The sequence below is a fragment of the Modestobacter marinus genome (assembly GCF_019799945.1).
GTDB lineage: Bacteria > Actinomycetota > Actinomycetes > Mycobacteriales > Geodermatophilaceae > Modestobacter > Modestobacter marinus_B.
The window spans coordinates 61,519-81,866 of the sequence record NZ_JABGCH010000014.1 but is presented as its reverse complement, the minus strand read 5'-3'; the positions used below and the strand labels follow the sequence as shown (position 1 = coordinate 81,866).

Here is a 20,348-nt window from a genome sequence, read left to right as displayed (position 1 = left end):
GCCGGTCGCGCCCGACGGCGACCCCGCGCACCGCCGTCCTGGACCCGGCTACTGAGGCCCGGCCGGTCCGCTCGCGTGGCGGGCCACGGACAGCGCGACGCCCGCGTGGTCCAGGTGCCCGTCCCCGTCGTCGACGGCCCGCTGGTACACCGCGGCGAGGGTCGTCGCGATCGGCAGGGCGAGACCGTGCGCCGCCGCGGCCTCGGCGGCGAACCGCAGGTCCTTGAGCTGGTTGTCCATGCTCCCGCCGCCCGTGAAGTCGCCGGTGAGCCAGCGGTCGCCCTTCTGCCGGAGCGCCTCCGAGCCGGCCAGCCCGCCACCGAGCAGCTCGAGCAGCGGTCGCCGGTCGATGCCGTGCGCATCGGCCAGCACCAGCGCCTCGGAGAGCGCCCCGAGGGTCGCGGCGACGACCACCTGGTTGCACGCCTTCGCCACCTCGCCCGCGCCGCAGGGGCCCAGGTGGCGGACCGTCGACCCGACCAGGGACAGCACCGGCCACGCGCGGTCCACCGCCTCGGCCGTGCCGCCCACCATGACGCTCAGGGCGCCGGACTCCGCACCGGCCGGGCCCCCGCTGACCGGGGCGTCGACGACGTCGATGCCCGAGGCCGCCAGCCGCTCGGCGAGCGCGGCGACCCGTACGGGCGAGACGGTCCCGTGCACCACGAGGACCGGCCGGGCCACACCGGCGGCGGCCCAGCCGGCGAGCAGGCCGTCCTCGCCCTCGAGCACCTCCTCGACGTCCCCGAGGTCGGTGAGCACGGTCAGGGTGACCGGGGCGGCGGCCTCGGCCGGGCGGCTCACCACCCGCGCCCCGGCGGACCGGAGCGCCTCGGCCTTGGCCGGCGTCCGGTTCCACACGGTCAGCTCGCCGAGCGCGGCGAGGAGGCGTCGCGCGATGGGTCCCCCCATCCGGCCGAGGCCGAGCAGGGACACGTCCGGGGTGCTCATGGGCCGGGGTCCTCCAGGTCGTCGGATCGAGGTCTGCGGGGTCGCGTCGTCGCCTCGTGCCCCGCCGCCGGCCCTACTCTGCACGCCGTGGGCCGGGGCCGGTCCACCGAGCAGGAGGGAAGGGCCGTGGACGTCTCCTCGACCGGTGCCCCGACGGTGGTCGGGGCCGGTGCGCATGCCGTGCCGTCGTCCTGGGCCACGCGGGCCGGGGTGACGATGCTGCACATCGCCAACCACACGCCGTCGGCGGTCACCGTCTACCTCGCCGCCGTGCTCGCCGCGGCGACCGCGGTCTCGGTCCTGGAGGACTGGGCGTTCGGTGACGCGGTCTGGTGGGCGTTCGTCACCACGACGACCACGGGCTACGGCGACCTGTCGCCGGCGACGGCGGCCGGCCGGGTCATCGCGGTGGTCACGATGTTCGTGGGCATCGTGGGCATCGGCGTCATCGTCGGGCGGATCGCCGCCGTCGTCATCCGGACCCGGGACGACTTCACGCACGAGGAGCAGGTCGACCTGTCCCACGACTCGGACGAGCAGCTGCGGCTGCTGCGGGAGATCCAGGCGCAACTGGAGGCGGGCGACGCTGCGCCGACGGCGGACCAGGAGGACTCGGCGAACCGCGCCCCCTGACCGTGCGTGCGGCAGCTGCCGGGACCGTTCCCTCGCCGCATGCCGATCTCCGCGATGGAGCGGTGGCCGCGCACCCGTCGCGGTCCTAGCGTGCACGGATGGCGCTCATCTATCCCGTGGTGGCCGATGCTCCCGAGCCCGAGGACGGGACGGACCCCGAGTTCGCGGAGCTCGCCAGCGACCTGTCCGACGCCTGGCTCGTCGAGATCGCCGTCGATGACGACGGGGACGACGCGTGCTTCGGTCCCCTGACCGCGCGGGCCGCCTGGGAGCTCGCGGTCGGCGTCGACGCGCGACGCCCGGCGTGGGCGGTGTCGGTCGTGCCGTTGCACGTCGCCGGGACGGCGGAGGAGCTGGTCGCCCTCTTCGAGGAGGACCAGCCGGGCCCTGCGGCGGTCGACGAGGGGCGCTGACGTCGGGGTGGTGGCAGGGTGCTGTCGTGGTCGCGCGCCAGGTCCCCCGCTGGTCGGAGTTCGCCGAACTGGTGCAGCCGCGTCGGCTCCCGGGCGACGCCACCGACCGGCGTCTGGCGCGTGCCGCGACGATCGGCGACCTGCGGGACCTGGCCCGGCGGACGGTTCCGCGCGCCGTGTTCGACTACACCGACGGGGCCGCCGGAGCGGAGATCTCGCTGCGGCGCTCACGGGAGGCCTACCAGCGCGTCGAGTTCTGCCCCCGGGTGCTGCGCGACGTGAGCGTGGTGGACCCCTCCACGACCCTGCTCGGGGCACCCTCGGCCCTGCCGCTGGTGTTCGCGCCCACGGGCTTCACCCGGCTGCTGCACACCGAGGGCGAGTCGGCGGTGGCCCGGGTGGCCGAGCGGATCGGCGTCCCGTACGCGCTGTCGACGATGGGGACGACGTCGATCGAGGCACTGGCCGAGGCGGCGCCGGGCGCCCGGAGGTGGTTCCAGCTCTACCTGTGGCGCGACCGGGAGGCCAGCGCCGCCCTGGTGCAGCGAGCGGCGGCCGCCGGTTACGAGGCGCTGGTGCTCACCGTGGACACGCCCGTCGCCGGCCCGCGGCTGCGCGACGTGCGCAACGGCTTCTCGATCCCGCCCGCGCTCACCCTGCGGACCGTCGCCAACGCCGCCGTCCACCCGCGCTGGTGGATCGACCTGCTCACCACCCCACCGCTGGAGTTCGCCTCGCTCCGCTCCTGGGGCGGCACGGTGGCCGAGCTGGTGGACCGCGTCTTCGAACCGGCGGCCACCCTGGCCGACGTCGAGCGACTGCGTGCGTCGTGGCCGGGAGCCCTGGTGGTCAAGGGCGTCCAAGGGGTGGACGACGCCCGCGCTGTCGTGGACGCCGGGGCCGACGCCGTGGTCGTCAGCAACCACGGCGGTCGGCAGCTCGACCGCTCACCCACGCCGCTGGAGCAGCTGCCCGCCGTCGCGCAGGCGGTCGGGGACCGCGCCGAGGTGTACGTGGACGGTGGCGTCCTCGATGGTGCCGACGTCGTCGCCGCGGTCGCGCTCGGGGCCCGGGCGTGCCTGGTGGGGCGGGCGTACCTGTACGGGCTGATGGCCGGCGGGGAGCGCGGAGTGCAGCGGGCGGCCGACATCCTGTCCAAGGAGGTCACCCGCACCATGCAGTTGCTCGGCGTCGCGGGCGTGGCCGACCTGACCGCGGAGCGGGCCCGCCTGCGCCCCTGAGGCATTGCCCCGGCGACCTGCGGGTTCCTAGGGTGCCGCATGGACCTCGTCGAGATCGTGCCCTCGTTCGAGCAGTACGCGTTCACCTTCGGCGGGGTGCCCCCGCTGCGGCGCGTGACGCCGGGGACGGCGCTGCGGCTGTGGTCCGACGACGCCTTCTGCGGCGCCCTGCGCTCGGTCGAGGACCTCTCCAGCGAGAAGGTCGACCTGCGCTACGTGAACCCGCAGACCGGGCCCTTCCACGTCGAGGGCGCCGAGCCCGGCGACACGCTGGCGCTGCACTTCGTGGCGATGGAGCCGGCCCGGGACTGGGGTGCCTCGGCCGCGATCCCGTTCTTCGGCGGGCTCACCAGCACCGACCGGGTGGCCACGCTGCAGGACCCGCTGCCCGACACCACCTGGATCTACGAGCTCGACCGGGCGCGCAACACGGTCACCTTCGTCGCCGGGCACAGCGACTTCTCGGTGGACCTGCCGGTCGAGCCGATGCTGGGCACGGTGGGCGTCGCGCCGCCCGGGGGAGAGGCACGGAGCTCGCTGGTGCCCGAGCGTTTCGGCGGCAACATGGACACCCCGCAGATGCGGGCCGGCACCACCTGTTTCCTCGGGGTGAACGTCGAGGGCGCGCTGTTCTCCGTCGGCGACGGGCACTACCGGCAGGGCGAGGGGGAGGCGTGCGGGACCGCCGTCGAGGGCGCCATGACGACGACGGTGATCGTGGAGCTGATCAAGGGCGGCGGGCCGGCCTGGCCGCGGCTCGAGGACGACACCCACTGGATGACCGTCGGCTCCAGCCGCCCCCTCGAGGACGCCTGGCGGATCGGCCAGGTCGAGCTGGTGCGCTGGTTCGGCGAGCTGTACGGACTGCACGCGATGGACGCCTACCAGCTGCTCTCGCAGATCACCGAGGTGCCGATCGCCAACGTGGTGGACGCGAACTACAGCGCCGTGGTCAAGGCGCGCAAGTCCCTGCTGCCCACGGCGTCGGCCTACGGCGGACTGCACGCGGAGCTCCGACAGCGCGCTGCCGGGCTGCTCTGACCCGATTCCCGAGACCAGGAGAGAACCCATGGACCTGCAGTTGACCGGCGCCCGGGTGCTCGTCACCGGGGGCACCCGCGGCATCGGGCGGGCGACCGTCGAGGCGTTCGCCGACGAGGGCGCGGCCGTCGAGTTCTGCGCCCGCGACGCCGGGGAGATCGAGACGACCGAGAAGGCCCTGGCCGGCCGCGGCGGCGGCGTGCGCGGCGTGCAGCTCGACGTCCGCGACGGCGCGGCGCTGACCGCGTGGGTGGAGGCAGCGGCGGAGCGGCTGGGCGGCCTCGACGCCGTCGTCGCGAACATCAGCGCGCTCGCCATCCCGGACACCGAGGAGAACTGGTACACGTCGTTCGAGGTCGACCTGATGCACACCGTGCGGCTGGCGAGGGCGGCCCTGCCCCACCTGGAGGCCAGCAGCAACGGGTCGATCGTGGCGATCTCCAGCGTCTCGGGGCGCGAGGCCGACTTCGCCTCCGGCCCGTACGGCACGATGAAGACGGCGATCGTCGGGTACGTCTCCGGCCTGGCGCTCCAGCTGGCCGGTCGGGTGCGGGCCAACGTCGTCTCCCCGGGGAACACCTACTTCGACGGCGGCGTCTGGCAGCAGATCGAGCAGGGCAACCCGGAGCTCTTCACCATGGCGCTGGGCCTGAACCCGACCGGGCACATGGGCACGCCGGAGGAGTCGGCCCGGGCGGTCGTCTTCCTGAGCAGTCCCGTCGCGAGCCGCATCTCCGGGACGAACCTGGTCGTCGACGGCGCGCTGACCCGCGGCGTGCAGCTCTGAACCAGCGGGCACCCGGGGAACAGGGGACCCGGTCAACCCCGGTCGTCGGCTCCGCTCGCGGCGCCGACGTGGACCACCCGTCTCGTCTCGTACCAGGTCGCGCCGACCGGCTCGCCGGCCATGTTCCAGCTCCAGGAGACCCGCGGGGTGATGCGCAGGAACAGACCTGGACCCACCATCCCGACCCGCTCCACGGGACCGTCGGCCACGCCGTAGACCCTGATCCCGCGCGCGACGAACGGGTCGAGGGACGGCAGGTCGTCCACCACCAGGGCGACCTTGCGACGTCCGGCTCGCACGTTGCTGACCTTGCGGGTCCTCAGGACGCTCGCACCGGAGCCGCCGACCCAGAAGTACGCACCGTCGAACTCGATGGCGACCGGGACGACGTCAGGCTGATCGTCCTCACCGAGCGTCGCCAGCCGGGCGATCCCGTGGGACCGCAGGAACTCCAGCTCGTCGGCCCTAAAGGTCACCTGGTCACCACCCGCGGGCGCGCCACTCGCCGAGGTGTGGACGCTCGGCGCCCAGGGTCGTGTCGTTGCCGTGCCCCGGGTAGACCCACGTGTCGTCCGGGAGGACGTCGAACAACCGGGCCTCGACGTCGTCGATCAGGCTGGTGAACCGGGCCGCGTCCTGCTGGGTGCTGCCCACACCGCCGGGGAACAGGCTGTCGCCGGTGAACACGTGCGTGCCCGCGCCCTCCGGCCCGCGCCAGACCAGCGCGATCGACCCGGGGGTGTGACCACGCAGGTGCACGACTTCCAGCGTCTGGTCGCCCACGGCGACGGTGTCCCCGTGCTCGACGGTCCGCGTCACCGGGACCGGCAGGTCCCCGGCGTCGGCCGGGTGCGCGATCGTCTCCGCGCCGGTGGCCGCGACCACCTCCGGCAGGGCGCGGTGGTGGTCCCAGTGGCCGTGCGTGGTGACCACGGCGCGCAGGTCGGCGCCCGCGATCAGCGCGAGCAGCGCCGCGGGCTCGGCCGCCGCGTCGACGAGCACCGACTGGCCGGTGCCGGGCCCGGTGCCGGTGTCGGTGAGCAGGTAGGCGTTGTTCGCCATCTCGCTGACCGCGAGCTTGCGGATGGTCAGCCCGGGCAGCTCCCGCACGTCCGCCGGGCCGCCCACCGTGACCTCGCCGGTGTAGGTCTGCGCGCTCATCCCGCTCCCAACTGGAACTGTCGGTCGCCCCGGATAGGTTCGTCGCATGGACGGTAGTGCAGCGCCCGGGTCCACCTCCCTGCACGACCACGGGGTGGTCGGGCTGCCCGCCACGGAGATCGCGGCCCGGGTGCGCGCCGGTGAGCTGTCCGCCGTCGAGGTCGTCCGCGCCCACCTGCGCCACCTCGCCGAGGCCGACCCCCGCCTCGGCGCGTTCCGCGTGCTGCGCACCGAGGCAGCCCTGGCCGAGGCGGCCGAGGTCGACGCCTCCCCGCGGCGCGGGGAGCTGCCGCTGGCCGGCGTGCCGATCGCGGTGAAGGACAACGTCGCCGTGGCAGGCGAGGTCGCCACCGACGGGTCCCGGGCCCACCACCCGGCGCCCGCCAGCGCCGACCACCCCGTGGTGGCCCGGCTGCGGGAGGCCGGTGCCGTGGTCGTCGGGATCACCCGGGTGCCGGAGCTGTGCCTGTACTCGGCCACCGACGGTCCGGGCACCGTCACCCGCAACCCCTGGGACACCGCCCGCTCGCCCGCCGGGTCCTCGGGCGGCAGCGCGGCCGCGGTCGCGGCGGGCATCGTGCCGCTGGCCCAGGGCAACGACGGGCTGGGGTCGCTGCGGCTGCCCGCGGCCGCGTGCGGTCTGGTCACGCTGAAACCGGGGTCGGGCGTCGTCCCGGCGTCCATCGGGGCCGACAGCTGGTCGGGGATGGCGGAGAACGGCGTCCTGGCGACCACGGTGGCCGACCTGCGCGCCGGCTTCGCGGTGCTCGCCGGGGCGGCGGCCGGGCCACCGCCGGGCGAGGGGGCGCCGCTGCGCGTCGCGGTCTCCACCCGCTCCCCGCTGCCGGGGGTCCGGCTCGACGCCGCGGGGCGGGCCGCCGTCGACGCCGTGGTGGCCGAGCTGCGGGCCGCCGGGCACACCGTGGTCCGCCGCGACCCCCCGATCACCGTGGGCGCCGCCCTCGGCGCCGTCGCCCGCTGGCTGGCCGGCGCGGACGCCGACGCCGACGCGCTTGGCCTGGACCGGTCCGCGCTGGAGCCGCGCAGCCGCCGGCACGCGCAGCTGGGTCGCTGGGTCCGCCGCGCCGGACTGGTCCGGCCGGGTGCGGCCGCCCTGTTCCGGTCCCGGATGGGCGAGTTCTTCGACCACGTCGACGTCCTGCTCACCCCGATCGTCACCGGTCTCCCCCTGCCGGCCCGGCCGTGGCACGAGCGGGGCCTGCTGGCCAACCTCACCGCCAACGCCCGCTGGGCGCCGTGGGCCGGCGCGTGGAACCTGGCCGGTCTGCCGGCCCTCGTGCTGCCGGCCGGACCGGGGCGCGAGGGGCTGCCGACCGCGGTCCAGCTGGTCGGCCCGGCAGGCTCCGAGACGCGACTACTCTGGCTGGCCGGAGAGCTGGAGCACCGGCTGCCCTGGCGCCGGCACGCCCCCGTGTTCGACCCCCGGGAACCCGTCGGCTGACCCGCTCCTCCGCGGGGCACCCTCGTCGCCGGGAGAGACGCAGCTGACACGCCGGCGGGGGACTGCACCCCAGCGGGAAGGCGTTCCACCCGGCGATGACGGACAGCGCGCGAGAGCACGGAGCACCGCCCCACCTCTGGCTCAGCCAGACCCGAACCACTGCGACCGACAGGGATCACATGGACCGGCTCGTCGTCCGCGGCGCCCGCGAGCACAACCTCAAGGACGTCCACCTCGACCTGCCCCGCGACGCGATGATCGTGTTCACGGGGCTCTCCGGCTCGGGCAAGTCGAGCCTCGCCTTCGACACGATCTTCGCCGAGGGTCAGCGCCGGTACGTCGAGTCGCTGTCGGCCTACGCCCGCCAGTTCCTCGGCCAGATGGACAAGCCGGACGTCGACTTCATCGAGGGGCTGTCCCCGGCTGTGTCGATCGACCAGAAGTCCACCAACCGCAACCCGCGGTCGACCGTCGGGACGATCACCGAGGTCTACGACTACCTGCGCCTGCTCTACGCCCGCGCCGGTCAGCCGCACTGCCCCAACTGCGGCAAGCCGATCTCCCGGCAGACACCGCAGCAGATCGTCGACCAGGTGCTGGCCATGGAGGAGGGCACCAAGTTCCAGGTTCTCGCCCCGGTCGTCCGGGCGCGCAAGGGCGAGTACGTCGACCTGTTCAGCTCGCTGCAGACCCAGGGCTTCTCCCGGGTCCGGGTCGACGGCACCGTGCACCCGCTCACCGAGCCGCCGAAGCTGAAGAAGCAGGAGAAGCACACGATCGAGGTGATCGTCGACCGGCTCACCGTCAAGGAGAGCGCCAAGCGGCGGCTCACCGACTCGGTCGAGACCGCGCTGGGGCTGGCCGGCGGGATGGTCGTGCTGGACTTCGTCGACCTGCCCGAGGACGACCCGCACCGCGAGCGCACCTTTTCCGAGCACCTCGCCTGCATCGACGACGGGCTGTCCTTCGAGGCGCTCGAGCCGCGGTCCTTCTCCTTCAACTCGCCGTTCGGCGCGTGCCCCGAGTGCACCGGCATCGGCACCCGCAAGGAGGTCGACCCGGAGCTCGTCATCCCCGACGCGACCAAGAGCCTGGCCGACGGCGCGGTGGCGCCGTGGGCCGGGTCGATGAGCAACGAGTACTTCCTGCGGCTGCTCAGCGGGCTGTCGGACATGCTCGGCTTCTCCATGCAGGACCCCTGGGAGAAGCTGCCCGCCCGGGTGCAGAAGGCCGTCCTGCACGGCTCGCCCGACCAGGTGCACGTCCGCTACAAGAACCGCTACGGCCGCGAGCGCAGCTACTACGCCGCCTTCGAGGGCGTGCTGCCCTTCCTCGAGCGCCGGCACGAGGACACCGACAGCGACTTCATGCGGGACAAGTACGAGGGCTACATGCGCGACGTGCCGTGCCCCGTCTGTCACGGCACCCGGCTCAAGCCGGAGATCCTCGCGGTCAAGCTCAACAGCCGCTCGATCGCCGAGGTCACCAACCTCTCGATCGGCGAGGCATCGCAGTGGCTGGGGGCGCTGGAGCTCGGCGAGCGGGAGAAGGCGATCGCCGACCGCGTGCTCCGGGAGATCCAGGCCCGGCTGTCCTTCCTCGTCGACGTCGGCCTGGACTACCTGTCGCTGGACCGCCCGGCGGCCACCCTCGCCGGTGGCGAGGCGCAGCGGATCCGGCTGGCCACCCAGATCGGTTCCGGGCTGGTCGGCGTCCTCTACGTGCTCGACGAGCCGTCGATCGGGCTGCACCAGCGGGACAACGTCCGGCTGATCGAGACGCTCGTCCGGCTCCGCGACATGGGCAACACGCTGATCGTCGTCGAGCACGACGAGGACACGATCAAGCAGGCCGACTGGATCGTGGACATCGGACCCGGTGCCGGCGAGCACGGCGGCGAGGTGGTGGTCAGCGGAACGTACGAGGACCTGCTGGCCAGCGAGCGGTCGCTCACCGGGCAGTACCTGTCCGGCCGGCGGGAGATCACCATCCCGGCGAACCGCCGGGAGCCCGCCCCGGGCAAGGAGCTGGTGGTCAAGGGCGCCCGCGAGAACACCCTGCGCGGGATCGACGTCGCCTTCCCACTCGGCTGCCTGGTGGCGGTGACCGGGGTCTCCGGCTCCGGCAAGTCCAGCCTGGTCAACGACATCCTCTACACGACGCTGGCCAATGAGCTGAACCGCGCCCGCATGGTGCCCGGCCGGCACCGGACCATCACCGGCCTCGACCAGCTGGACAAGGTCGTCGGCGTCGACCAGTCGCCGATCGGCCGCACGCCGCGGTCCAACCCGGCCACGTACACCGGCGTCTGGGACCACGTCCGCAAGCTGTTCGCCAGCACGACCGAGGCGAAGATGCGCGGCTACCAGCCCGGCCGCTTCTCCTTCAACGTCAAGGGCGGCCGCTGCGAGGCGTGCTCCGGCGACGGCACGTTGAAGATCGAGATGAACTTCCTGCCCGACGTGTACGTCCCCTGCGAGGTCTGCAAGGGCGCCCGGTTCAACCGGGAGACCCTCGAGGTGCACTACAAGGGCAAGACGGTCGCCGAGGTCCTCGACATGCCGATCGAGGAGGCCGCGGACTTCTTCGAGGCGATCCCGGCCATCTCCCGGCACCTGCGCACGCTCACCGACGTGGGCCTGGGGTACGTGCGGCTCGGCCAGCCGGCCACCACCCTGTCCGGCGGGGAGGCGCAGCGGGTCAAGCTGGCCAGCGAGCTGCAGAAGCGGTCCAACGGACGCACCATCTACGTCCTCGACGAGCCCACCACCGGGCTGCACTTCGAGGACATCCGCAAGCTGCTGCTGGTCATCCAGGGCCTGGTCGACAAGGGCAACTCGGTCATCGTGATCGAGCACAACCTCGACGTGATCAAGAGCGCCGACTGGATCATCGACATGGGGCCCGAGGGTGGCTTCCGCGGGGGACAGGTTGTGGCCGAGGGGCCGCCGGAGTTCGTCGCGACGGTGCCCGAGAGCCACACCGGCCGGTTCCTGGCGAACATCCTGGACCCGGAGACGGTCGCCGCGGCCGCCGGCCCGAAGAAGCGGACCCGCAAGAAGGCCAGCTGAGGGATGCCCCGGGGTGCCGCGGCCACGGTGAGCCGTGGCCGCGCCACCAGGGGGCGGCCACGGTGAGCCGTGGCCGCGCCACCAGGGGGCGTCCGTCCGTCGGCGGTCGGGTGCTCAGCCGCCCGCAGGACGAGCCATCGGACGGTCGGCGGGCTCGACGCGCGGTCCCGGCACGACGGTCCGGCCCGCCTCGACGTCCTGCCAGAAGGCATCGACCCGTGCGTTCCACACGTCCGGCACCTCCTGGAAGGGCTGGTGCGCCTCGCCCTCCTGCACCTCGAACACGGCGCCCGGGATGAGCTCGGCCACGGTCCGGGCGAGGTCCGGCCGCCCGACGAGATCGGCGCTGCCCGCGAGCACGAGGGTCGGTGCGGTCACCTGCGGCAGCCGGTCGGTGGTGTCGTGGTCGACGAGCGCGTCGAGGTAGTGCCGCAGGTCCTCGGCCGCCTGCGGATACGGGAAGGTGAGCACGTCGTCGATGAATGCGGCGACGGTGCCGTCGGCGTGGGCCCGCGGCGTGTAGACGTCGAGGAAGAACGCCTCGAGGAACTCCCGGTCGCTGGGGGCGGCGGTGACCAGCCAGCCGACGGAGCGCAGCCAGGTGCGCAGGTAGGCGTCCGGTCGCGCCCAGGTGCCCTGCAGCACCAGGCTCCGCACGAGGTCCGGACGGCGCAGGGCGAGCTCCTGCGCGGTGATGCTGCCGCCGGAGAAGCCGGCCACGTGCGCCGACCGGATGCCGAGGCCGTCGAGGACGCTGGCCGCGTCGTCGGCCGTCGCCTCCACCGTCGCCGGTGCATCCGGCATCGCCGTCCGACCGGACCCCCGGTTGTCGAATGCCGTCAGCCGGTACCGGTCCGCCAGCCCGTCGAGCTGGAACTGCCACGACTCCACCGTGTCGCCGGCGCCGCCGATGAGCAGGACGTCGGGGCCCTGCCCGACCTGCTCGGTCCAGATGCTGAGGTCTCGTGCGTCCACGAACCCGCCCATCGCGGGCCTCCTTCGGGTCGAGGTCATCGTGGTCCCCGCTGGAGGAGTCGAACCTCGTACGGCCAGGCTGGGAGCCCCGCGATCGGCTGTCAACCACGCCCGCGACGACCAGGCCGCCGTCCCCAGGTCCGCGGCCGACGGCTCGCGACGCCGTCCTCCACACGCGTCCGGCGTGGGCGTTCCCGCAGGGCGGGACGGGCCCGCCGGACTGTCGGCGTGTCGACCTAATCTGGTGACATGGCCGACCCGTCCACGTATCGACCCGCGGTCGGCAGCATCCCGGAGAGCCCCGGGGTCTACAGATTCCGCGACCCCGCCGGCCGGGTCATCTACGTCGGCAAGGCCAAGAGCCTCCGGCAGCGGCTCAACAGCTACTTCGCCGACGTCGCCGGCCTGCACCCGCGCACCCGGCAGATGGTCACCACGGCGGCCTCCGTCGAGTGGACCGTCGTCGGCACCGAGGTCGAGGCCCTCCAACTCGAGTACAACTGGATCAAGGAGTTCGACCCGCGCTTCAACGTCCGCTACCGCGACGACAAGAGCTACCCGTCGCTGGCCGTGACGCTGAACGAGGAGTACCCGCGGCTGCAGGTGATGCGCGGGCCGAAGAAGAAGGGCGTCCGCTACTTCGGGCCCTACGCGCACGCCTGGGCGATCCGCGAGACGCTGGACACGCTGACCCGGGTCTTCCCGGCCCGCACCTGCTCCAACGGCGTCTTCAAGCGGGCGAGCCAGATCGGCCGCCCCTGCCTGCTCGGGTACATCGGCAAGTGCGCCGCACCCTGCGTCGGCCGGGTCAGCGCCGAGGAGCACCGGGAGATCGTCGACGACTTCTGCGACTTCATGGCCGGCCGGACCGACTCGATGGTCAAGCGGCTCGAGCGGGAGATGGCCGAGGCCGCCGAGGCGATGGAGTACGAGAAGGCCGCACGGCTGCGCGACGACCTCGGCGCGCTCAAGCGGGCGATGGAGAAGCAGGCCGTCGTCCTCGGGGACGGCACAGACGCCGACGTCGTCGCCTTCGCGCAGGACGAGCTGGAGGCCGCCGTGCAGGTCTTCCACGTGCGCGGCGGGCGGGTCCGCGGTCAGCGCGGCTGGATCATCGACAAGGTCGAGGAGGTCACCACCGGCCAGCTCGTCGAGCAGTTCCTGCTGCAGGTGTACGGCGGGGTCGACGAGCAGACCGGTGTGGGGGAGGCCGGCGAGGCGGTGCCGCGGGAGGTGCTCGTCCCCGAGCTCCCCGACGACGCCGACGTCTACGCCGAGCTGCTCAGCGAGCTGCGCGGCTCCCGGGTGTCCCTGCGGGTGCCCCAGCGTGGCGACAAGCGCAACCTCATGGAGACCGTCGAGCGCAACGCCAAGGAGGCCTTCGCGCGGCACCGCGTGAAGCGGGCCAGCGACCTCACCGCCCGCTCCCTGGCCCTCGCGGAGATCCAGGAGGCGCTCGACCTGCCCGAGGCGCCGCTGCGGATCGAGTGCATCGACATCTCGCACGTCCAGGGCACCAACGTCGTGGCCAGCATGGTCGTGTTCGAGGACGGGCTGGCCAAGAAGTCGGACTACCGGCGGTTCTCCGTCGCGCACGGCACCGACGACACCGCGGCGATGGCCGAGGTGGTCCGGCGGCGGTTCGCCCGCCACCTCAAGGAGGAGGCCGACCGCCGGGACGAGCAGGGCATCGCCGCCGAGGAGGGTCGGCCCCGCAAGTTCGCCTATCCGCCGAACCTGCTGGTCGTCGACGGCGGGGCGCCGCAGGTGGCCGCGGCCGGCCGGTCGCTGGCCGAGCTCGGCATCGTCGACGTCGCGGTCTGCGGCCTGGCCAAGCGGATGGAGGAGGTGTGGCTGCCCGACGACCCCGACCCGTTGATCCTGCCGCGCACCTCCGAGGCCCTGTACCTGCTGCAACGGGTCCGTGACGAGGCCCACCGGTTCGCGATCACCTACCACCGGCAGCGACGATCCACGACGATGCTGGTCTCGCTGTTGGACGACGTCCCGGGGCTCGGCGAGTCCCGGCGAAAGGCGCTGATGAAGCAGTTCGGTTCGCTCAAGCGGCTGCGTGCCGCCACGGTCGAGGAGCTCACCGCGGTGCCCGGCATCGGCCGGCGCACCGCTGAGGCGGTGCTCGCCGCCGTGGCCGAGCCCGGGGCGCCGTCCGCCGAGCCCGACCCCGAGGTGGAGGGCGTCGACCCCGACGACGAGGTGCTCCGCTCCGCCGCCCAGCAGCGGCCGGTCCAGGGTGCGGACGCCGGCGAGATGGCCGAGGTCGGCCGGGTGCGCCCGGCCGCCGGGGCGGGCGCGTGAGCGCGCTCGGGTCGGTGCCGTCCGGAGGTGGACCGGCGGGGGAGCGCCGTGCGGCCGAGGGGCCACCGGCGGGACCGCAGAGCGACGTGCCGCCGTCGCTGGACAGCACGACCACCGAGGTCCCGCCGCTGGACGTCGTGGTGGTGACCGGGCTGTCCGGTGCCGGCAAGAACAGCGCCGGCCGGGTGTTGGAGGACCTCGGCTTCTTCGTCGTCGACAACCTGCCGCCGGCCCTGCTGCAGCCGATGGTCGAGCTCGGCGCCCGCGGCGACCTGCGCCGGTTCGCCGCTGTCGTCGACGTGCGCAGCCGCGCGTTCTCCAGCGACCTGCAGGAGGCGATCCGGCTGCTCGCCGAGGCCGGGCACCGGCCGCGGGTGGTGTACGTCCACGCCCGCAACGAGGTGCTCATCCGCCGGTACGAGTCGGTGCGCCGCGAGCACCCGCTGCAGGGCACCGGCCGGCTGATCGACGGGATCGACGCCGAGCGCGAGCTGCTCACCGGCATCGCCGGGGAGGCCGACCTCTGGATCGACACCAGCGACCTCAACGTGCACCAGCTGCGCGACACCCTCGAGTCGGCGTTCGTCGAGCACGGGGCGCCGCCGCAGGTCGTCGCCACGGTGCTGAGCTTCGGCTTCAAGTACGGCCTGCCGCTGGACGCCGACCTGGTGGTCGACGCCCGCTTCCTGCCGAACCCGCACTGGGTGCCCGAGCTGCGGCCGATGACCGGCCGGGACGCCGAGGTGCGCGACTACGTGCTCGCCCAGGAGTCCGCCGAGCCGTTCCTGGACGGCTACATGAAGGTCCTCCGGCTGCTGCTGCCCGGGTACCGGCGGGAGGGCAAGCGCTACCTGACCCTCGCGGTGGGCTGCACCGGCGGCAAGCACCGCAGCGTCGCCATCGCCGAGGAGTTCGCCCGCCGGCTCTCCGCCGAGGGCGTGACCGCGACCGCCCGCCACCGCGACCTGGGGCGCGAGTAGTGGCCGGCCCGCCCCTCAAGGTCGTCGCCTTCGGCGGCGGCCACGGCCTGGCCGCCGCCCTGGGCGCCTGGCGTCGGCTCACCCCCGACGTCACCGCGGTGGTCACCGTCGCCGACGACGGCGGGTCCTCCGGCCGGATCCGGCGTGAGATGCCGGTCCTGCCGCCGGGCGACCTGCGCATGGCGCTGGCGGCGCTGGCCGGCGACGCCCCGCGGACCCAGGAGATGGTGCGGCTCATGCAGCACCGGTTCGGCGGCGAGGGTGTGCTGGCCGGGCACCCGGTGGGCAACCTCGTGCTGACCGGTCTGACGGAGATGTACGGCGGGGACAGCGTGCGCGCCCTGCGGGTGATGGCGGACCTGCTGGGCGCCACCGGCCGGGTGCTGCCGATGGCCGAGGTGCCGCTGGACCTGATCGCGACGGTGGCCAGCGTCGACCCGGACGACCCGCAGGAGACCCGCCGGATCCGTGGGCAGGTGGCGATCGCCTCCACGCCCGGCCACGTCACCGACATCAAGGTGTCCCCGGCGGACCCGCCGGTGCCCGACGCTGTGCTCGAGGCGATCGCCGCGGCCGACGTGGTCAGCCTGGGCCCGGGGTCCTGGTACACCTCGGTGCTGCCGCACCTGCTGGTCCCGCGACTGCGCAAGGCACTGGAGGTCAGCCCCGCCCGGGTGGTCGTCGTGCTGAACCTGGAGCCGCAGGTGGGGGAGACCGACGGCTTCTCGCCGCAGGAGCACCTGCGCGTCCTGCTGGCCCATCTGGGGAGCGTGTCGCTCCACACTGTGATCGCGGATGCGACTGCGGTTGTTGACCGGCGTGGTCTCCTGTCTGCTGTGCAGGGATGTGGAGCGGAGCTGGTGCTCGCACCGGTCGCCGCACCCGACGGCGCACCACGGCACGAACCCACCCGGCTCGCCGCCGCACTGGCCTCCGCGGTCGGTGCACGGTGACCGGCGGGGGAGGGGACGGGCCCCGGCACGACCGGGGCACGGCCGGCACACAGGGGGAGAGGGACAACCGTTGAGGGCGATGGCTGGGGACACGAGAGCAGGTCGCTGCGGGCGCGCAGGGAGGTGGACGTCGTGGCGATGACGGCGATGGTCAAGGACGAGCTCTCCCGCGTGGAGTGCACCAAGACGTCCGAGCGCAAGGCCGAGGTGACGGCGCTGCTCCGGTTCTCCGGGGGGCTGCACATCGTCGGTGGCCGGGTGGTCATCGAGGCGGAGCTGGACACCGGCTCGGTCGCCCGCCGCCTGCGCCGGGACATCAGCGAGGTCTACGGCTACACCAGCGGGGTCAGCGTCCTGGCCGGCGGCAACATCCGCCGGGGCGTGCGGTACCTGGTGCGGATCGCCAAGCACGGTGAGGGCCTGGCCCGGCAGACCGGCCTGGTCGACCAGCGCGGCCGCCCGGTGCGGGGCCTGCCGCCGTCGGTGGTGTCCGGCAGCATCGGCGACGCCGAGGCCGCCTGGCGGGGCGCCTTCCTGGCGCACGGCTCGCTGACCGAGCCGGGGCGGTCGTCGTCCCTCGAGGTGACCTGCCCGGGCCCGGAGGCCGCGATGGCGCTGGTCGGCGCGGCCCGGCGGTTGGGCATCGGCGCGAAGGCACGTGAGGTGCGCGGCACCGACCGCGTGGTGGTGCGGGACGGCGACGCGATCAGCGCGCTGCTGACCCGGATGGGCGCGCACGACGCCGTCATGGCCTGGGAGGAGCGGCGGATGCGCCGCGAGGTCCGGGCCACCGCCAACCGGCTGGCCAACTTCGACGACGCCAACCTGCGCCGCTCGGCGCGGGCCGCGGTGGCGGCGAGCGCCCGGGTGGAGCGCGCGCTGGAGATCCTCGGCGACGACGCCCCCGAGCACCTGCTCATCGCCGGCCGGCTGCGGCTGGAGCACGGCCAGGCCTCGCTCGAGGAGCTCGGTCAGCGGGCAGATCCGCCGATGACGAAGGACGCGGTGGCCGGTCGCATAAGGCGTCTGCTGGCCATGGCGGACAAGCGGGCCAAGGACCTCGGCATCCCCGACACGGAGTCCGTCGTCACCGACGACATGCTGGCGCAGTGACCCGGGCGCGGGCGCTCGGTCGCCCCGGGGCGATGCGGCTGGGGAGCCCGCCCGGCGGTGAGGACCGGGCGGTCGGACGGAGGGGTCCGGGCCGATAGGCTCTGGGCGCGATGTGGCCGCGCGCACGCGTGGTCGACGCTGCGGCCGGGCCACCCGGGTCCGGCTGCGCGACACGGTCTGGGAGGTCCGCAGTGACGGTACGGGTCGGGATCAACGGGTTCGGTCGGATCGGCCGCAACTTCTATCGGGCAGCGGCCGCGAGCGGCCAGGACATCGAGATCGTCGCGGTCAACGACCTCACCACCCCCGAGACGCTCGCCCACCTGCTGAAGTACGACAGCATCCTGGGCAAGCTGGCCGAAGACGTCTCGGTCGTCGGTGACGGCATCAAGGTCGGCGGCGCCACCCTCAAGGTCCTCGCCGAGCGCGACCCGGCCAACCTCCCCTGGGGCGAGCTGGGCGTCGACGTCGTCGTCGAGTCCACCGGCTTCTTCACCAAGGCCGCCGACGCCCGCAAGCACGTCGACTCCGGCGGCGCCAAGAAGGTCGTCATCTCCGCGCCGGCCACCGACGACGACCTGACGATCGTCATGGGCGTCAACCACGAGCAGTACGACGGCTCGCAGACGATCATCAGCAACGCCTCGTGCACCACCAACTGCCTCGCGCCGCTGGCCAAGGTGCTCAACGACGCGTTCGGCATCGAGCGCGGCCTGATGACGACGATCCACGCCTACACCGCCGACCAGAACCTGCAGGACGGCCCGCACAAGGACCTCCGCCGCGCCCGCGCCGCCGCGCTGAACATCGTCCCGACCTCCACCGGCGCGGCCAAGGCGATCGGCCTGGTGCTGCCCGAGCTGAAGGGCAAGCTGGACGGCTACGCGCTGCGCGTCCCGGTCCCCACCGGCTCGGCCACCGACCTCACCGTGACCCTGTCCCGCGAGGTCACCGTCGACGAGGTCAACGCCGCCTACCGCGAGGCTGCCGCCGGTCCGCTGGCGCCCTACCTGACCTACACCGACGCGCCGATCGTCTCCTCCGACATCGTCACCGACCCGGCGTCGTGCATCTACGACTCGGGGCTGACCAAGGTCTTCGGGAACCAGGTCAAGGTCGTCGGCTGGTACGACAACGAGTGGGGCTACTCCAACCGCCTCGTCGACTCCGTCGCGCTGGTCGGCAGCAAGCTCCAGTGATGCGGTCCGTCGACGAGCTCATCGCCGACGGGGTCGCGGGTCGGCGCGTCCTGCTGCGCGCCGACCTGAACGTCCCCCTGGACCAGGCCCGGCTCGGCGAGGGCGCGGCCGCGATCACCGACGACGGCCGGATCCGGGCGAGCGTGCCCACCATCCAGGCGCTGCGGGAGGCCGGCGCCCGGGTCATCGTCGCCGCGCACCTGGGCCGTCCCAAGGGCGAGCCGGACCCGCAGTACTCCCTCGCGCCGGTCGCCGCCCGCCTGGGCGAGCTGCTGGGCACCGACGTCCCGCTGGCGGCCGACGTCGCCGGACCGGACGCCTCCGGCCGGGTGGCGGGGCTCGCCGACGGCAACGTGCTGCTGCTGGAGAACGTCCGCTTCGAGGCGGCGGAGACCAGCAAGGACGACGCCGTCCGCGGGGAGCTCGCCGACCGGCTGGCCGGGCTGGCCGACCTCTACGTCGACGACGCCTTCGGTGCGGTGCACCGCAAGCACGCCTCGGTGTACGACATCGCCGAGCGGCTGCCGCACGCCGCCGGGCGGCTGGTCGCCCGGGAGCTGGAGGTGCTGACCCGGCTCACCCAGGACCCGGAGCGGCCCTACGTCGTGGTGCTCGGCGGCTCGAAGGTGAGCGACAAGCTCGCCGTCATCGAGGCGCTGCTGCCCAAGGTCGACACCCTGCTGGTGGGCGGCGGGATGTGCTTCACGTTCCTGGCCGCCCAGGGGCACGGCGTCGGCAAGTCGCTGCTGGAGGCCGACCAGGTCGACACCTGCCGGCGGCTGCTGGCCGAGGCCGGCAACCGGATCGTGCTGCCGCTCGACGTCGTCTGCGCGCCGGAGTTCAGCGCCGACGTCGAGACGACCGTCGTCCCCGTGGAGGAGATCCCGGACGGGCAGATGGGCCTCGACGTGGGCCCGCGCACCGTGGAGCTCTTCGGCTCCTCGCTCGGCGACGCGCGCACGGTGTTCTGGAACGGGCCGATGGGCGTCTTCGAGCTGGCCCCCTTCCAGGCCGGCACCCGCGGTGTCGCGCAGGCGGTCGCCGCGGTCGACGGGCTGTCGGTGGTCGGCGGGGGCGACTCCGCGGCCGCCGTCCGGCAGCTCGGCCTCGACGAGGCCGCGTACGGGCACATCAGCACCGGGGGCGGCGCGTCCCTGGAGTACCTCGAGGGCCGGCAGCTGCCGGGCCTCGCGGCGCTCGCCGACTGAGGGGATGGCGATGGCACGCACGAGGAACACCCCGGCGGTCCGCGAGGGGCGCCGTCCGCTCATCGCGGGCAACTGGAAGATGAACCTGACCCACCTCGAGGCCATCGGGCTGGTCCAGAAGCTGGCCTTCTCGCTCACCGAGGTCCAGCTCGAGGCCGCCGAGGTGGTCGTGCTCCCGCCGTTCACCGCGCTGCGCAGCGTCCAGACGCTGGTCGCCGGGGACAAGCTGGCGATCGGGTACGGCGCGCAGGACCTCTCGGCGCAGGACTCCGGTGCTTACACCGGTGAGGTCAGCGGGGCGATGCTGGCGGCGCTGGCCTGCCAGTACGTCGTCGTCGGTCACTCGGAGCGGCGCACGCTGCACGCCGAGGACGACGCCGTCGTCGCCAGCAAGGTCCAGGCGGCGCTGCGCCACGGGCTCACGCCCCTGCTCTGCGTGGGGGAAGGGCTCGACGTCCGGCGGACCGGCGCGCACGTCGCGCACTGCACCGGCCAGCTCGACGCGGCCCTGGCCGGGCTGACCGCCGAGCAGCTCGGCGGCCTGGTGGTCGCCTACGAGCCGGTGTGGGCGATCGGCACCGGTGAGGTGGCCACCCCGGACGACGCGCAGGAGGTCTGCGCCGCACTCCGGGCGCGGCTCGCCGAGAGCGTCGGCCCGGAGACGGCGGCGGGCGTCCGTATCCTCTACGGCGGGTCGGTGAAGGCCGGTAGCGCGGCCGGCATCCTCGCCGGGCCGGACGTCGACGGAGCGCTCGTCGGCGGTGCCAGCCTGGACGCCGACGAGTTCGCATCGATCTGTCGACACGCCGCCGACGGGGGCTGACCGCCGCCGGCACTGACCGGG

At 73.8% G+C, this 20,348-nt stretch carries 18 protein-coding genes; 14 read left to right on the top strand and 4 right to left on the bottom strand.

The window, feature by feature from the left end:
• Nucleotides 1-48: 48 nt before the first annotated feature.
• A complete protein-coding gene (locus HK417_RS13215) occupies nucleotides 49-951 on the bottom strand; it encodes an NAD(P)-dependent oxidoreductase (protein ID WP_222267157.1) in 903 nt (300 codons plus the stop codon).
• A gap of 87 nt (nucleotides 952-1,038) precedes the next feature.
• On the opposite strand from HK417_RS13215, the gene HK417_RS13210 reads away from it, so the two are divergent.
• The 5 genes from HK417_RS13210 (at nucleotide 1,039) to HK417_RS13190 (ending at nucleotide 5,066) form a co-directional block, all read left to right on the top strand.
• Entirely contained in the window at nucleotides 1,039-1,584 is a 546-nt protein-coding gene (locus tag HK417_RS13210) for a potassium channel family protein (RefSeq protein ID WP_222267155.1), read from the top strand.
• Nucleotides 1,585-1,682: 98 nt separating this feature from the next.
• Nucleotides 1,683-1,997: a hypothetical protein gene (locus HK417_RS13205; protein ID WP_222267152.1), complete on the top strand. Its 315-nt coding sequence runs from the start codon at nucleotides 1,683-1,685 to the stop codon at nucleotides 1,995-1,997.
• A 26-nt stretch (nucleotides 1,998-2,023) separates the two neighbouring features.
• Complete coding sequence (locus HK417_RS13200; protein WP_308123563.1) at nucleotides 2,024-3,238, top strand: alpha-hydroxy acid oxidase; 1,215 nt, start codon at nucleotides 2,024-2,026, stop codon at nucleotides 3,236-3,238.
• A gap of 39 nt (nucleotides 3,239-3,277) precedes the next feature.
• Nucleotides 3,278-4,279 carry an acetamidase/formamidase family protein gene (locus HK417_RS13195; protein ID WP_222267150.1) on the top strand — a complete coding sequence of 334 codons (1,002 nt, stop codon included), beginning with the start codon at nucleotides 3,278-3,280 and terminating at the stop codon, nucleotides 4,277-4,279.
• 28 nt (nucleotides 4,280-4,307) lie between these two features.
• Nucleotides 4,308-5,066, top strand: a complete 759-nt coding sequence (locus HK417_RS13190) for an SDR family NAD(P)-dependent oxidoreductase (RefSeq protein WP_222267148.1) — start codon at nucleotides 4,308-4,310, stop codon at nucleotides 5,064-5,066.
• Between the two features lie 32 nt (nucleotides 5,067-5,098).
• Here HK417_RS13190 and HK417_RS13185 read toward each other — a convergent pair whose 3' ends face one another.
• Together HK417_RS13185 and HK417_RS13180 are read right to left on the bottom strand one after the other, a co-directional pair.
• Nucleotides 5,099-5,542: a PPOX class F420-dependent oxidoreductase gene (locus HK417_RS13185; protein WP_222267146.1), complete on the bottom strand. Its 444-nt coding sequence runs from the start codon at nucleotides 5,540-5,542 to the stop codon at nucleotides 5,099-5,101.
• Nucleotides 5,543-5,546: 4 nt separating this feature from the next.
• On the bottom strand, nucleotides 5,547-6,227 hold the full coding sequence (locus tag HK417_RS13180; protein ID WP_222267144.1) for an MBL fold metallo-hydrolase: 681 nt from the start codon (nucleotides 6,225-6,227) through the stop codon (nucleotides 5,547-5,549).
• A 46-nt stretch (nucleotides 6,228-6,273) separates the two neighbouring features.
• On the opposite strand from HK417_RS13180, the gene HK417_RS13175 reads away from it, so the two are divergent.
• Together HK417_RS13175 and uvrA are read left to right on the top strand one after the other, a co-directional pair.
• A complete protein-coding gene (locus tag HK417_RS13175; RefSeq protein WP_222267142.1) occupies nucleotides 6,274-7,689 on the top strand; it encodes an amidase in 1,416 nt (471 codons plus the stop codon).
• Nucleotides 7,690-7,868: 179 nt separating this feature from the next.
• Complete coding sequence (gene uvrA / locus HK417_RS13170) at nucleotides 7,869-10,760, top strand: excinuclease ABC subunit UvrA (protein ID WP_222267140.1); 2,892 nt, start codon at nucleotides 7,869-7,871, stop codon at nucleotides 10,758-10,760.
• A gap of 114 nt (nucleotides 10,761-10,874) precedes the next feature.
• Here the strand turns inward: uvrA and HK417_RS13165 are convergent, their stop codons facing one another.
• Nucleotides 10,875-11,747, bottom strand: a complete 873-nt coding sequence (locus HK417_RS13165; RefSeq protein ID WP_222267138.1) for an alpha/beta fold hydrolase — start codon at nucleotides 11,745-11,747, stop codon at nucleotides 10,875-10,877.
• A gap of 237 nt (nucleotides 11,748-11,984) precedes the next feature.
• Between HK417_RS13165 and uvrC the strand changes: the two genes are divergently transcribed.
• The 7 genes from uvrC (at nucleotide 11,985) to tpiA (ending at nucleotide 20,327) form a co-directional block, all read left to right on the top strand.
• Nucleotides 11,985-14,051, top strand: coding sequence for an excinuclease ABC subunit UvrC (gene uvrC / locus HK417_RS13160; RefSeq protein ID WP_222267136.1), 2,067 nt, complete (start codon nucleotides 11,985-11,987; stop codon nucleotides 14,049-14,051).
• Entirely contained in the window at nucleotides 14,048-15,031 is a 984-nt protein-coding gene (rapZ, locus tag HK417_RS13155; RefSeq protein ID WP_308123562.1) for an RNase adapter RapZ, read from the top strand. Before uvrC ends, rapZ begins: the two co-directional genes overlap by 4 nt.
• Nucleotides 15,031-15,984, top strand: a complete 954-nt coding sequence (locus HK417_RS13150) for a gluconeogenesis factor YvcK family protein (protein WP_222267134.1) — start codon at nucleotides 15,031-15,033, stop codon at nucleotides 15,982-15,984. Before rapZ ends, HK417_RS13150 begins: the two co-directional genes overlap by 1 nt.
• A 138-nt stretch (nucleotides 15,985-16,122) precedes the next feature.
• Entirely contained in the window at nucleotides 16,123-17,097 is a 975-nt protein-coding gene (gene whiA, locus HK417_RS13145; RefSeq protein ID WP_261326610.1) for a DNA-binding protein WhiA, read from the top strand.
• 191 nt (nucleotides 17,098-17,288) lie between these two features.
• Complete coding sequence (gene gap / locus HK417_RS13140; protein WP_222267130.1) at nucleotides 17,289-18,296, top strand: type I glyceraldehyde-3-phosphate dehydrogenase; 1,008 nt, start codon at nucleotides 17,289-17,291, stop codon at nucleotides 18,294-18,296.
• Nucleotides 18,296-19,504, top strand: coding sequence for a phosphoglycerate kinase (locus HK417_RS13135; protein WP_222267128.1), 1,209 nt, complete (start codon nucleotides 18,296-18,298; stop codon nucleotides 19,502-19,504). Before gap ends, HK417_RS13135 begins: the two co-directional genes overlap by 1 nt.
• Before the next feature lie 10 nt (nucleotides 19,505-19,514).
• The gene (tpiA, locus tag HK417_RS13130; protein ID WP_222267126.1) at nucleotides 19,515-20,327 is read left to right on the top strand and encodes a triose-phosphate isomerase; all 813 of its coding nucleotides are present in this window, start codon (nucleotides 19,515-19,517) and stop codon (nucleotides 20,325-20,327) included.
• Nucleotides 20,328-20,348 lie beyond the last annotated feature (21 nt).

Coding starts and splice junctions, on each gene's coding strand:
- HK417_RS13215 (WP_222267157.1), bottom strand. CDS start 951: ATGAGCACCCCGGACGTGTCCCTGCTCGGCCTCGGCCGGATGGGGGGA.
- HK417_RS13205 (WP_222267152.1), top strand. CDS start 1,683: ATGGCGCTCATCTATCCCGTGGTGGCCGATGCTCCCGAGCCCGAGGAC.
- HK417_RS13195 (WP_222267150.1), top strand. CDS start 3,278: ATGGACCTCGTCGAGATCGTGCCCTCGTTCGAGCAGTACGCGTTCACC.
- HK417_RS13190 (WP_222267148.1), top strand. CDS start 4,308: ATGGACCTGCAGTTGACCGGCGCCCGGGTGCTCGTCACCGGGGGCACC.
- HK417_RS13180 (WP_222267144.1), bottom strand. CDS start 6,227: ATGAGCGCGCAGACCTACACCGGCGAGGTCACGGTGGGCGGCCCGGCG.
- HK417_RS13175 (WP_222267142.1), top strand. CDS start 6,274: ATGGACGGTAGTGCAGCGCCCGGGTCCACCTCCCTGCACGACCACGGG.
- uvrA (WP_222267140.1), top strand. CDS start 7,869: ATGGACCGGCTCGTCGTCCGCGGCGCCCGCGAGCACAACCTCAAGGAC.
- HK417_RS13165 (WP_222267138.1), bottom strand. CDS start 11,747: ATGGGCGGGTTCGTGGACGCACGAGACCTCAGCATCTGGACCGAGCAG.
- uvrC (WP_222267136.1), top strand. CDS start 11,985: ATGGCCGACCCGTCCACGTATCGACCCGCGGTCGGCAGCATCCCGGAG.
- whiA (WP_261326610.1), top strand. CDS start 16,123: ATGACGGCGATGGTCAAGGACGAGCTCTCCCGCGTGGAGTGCACCAAG.
- HK417_RS13135 (WP_222267128.1), top strand. CDS start 18,296: ATGCGGTCCGTCGACGAGCTCATCGCCGACGGGGTCGCGGGTCGGCGC.
- tpiA (WP_222267126.1), top strand. CDS start 19,515: ATGGCACGCACGAGGAACACCCCGGCGGTCCGCGAGGGGCGCCGTCCG.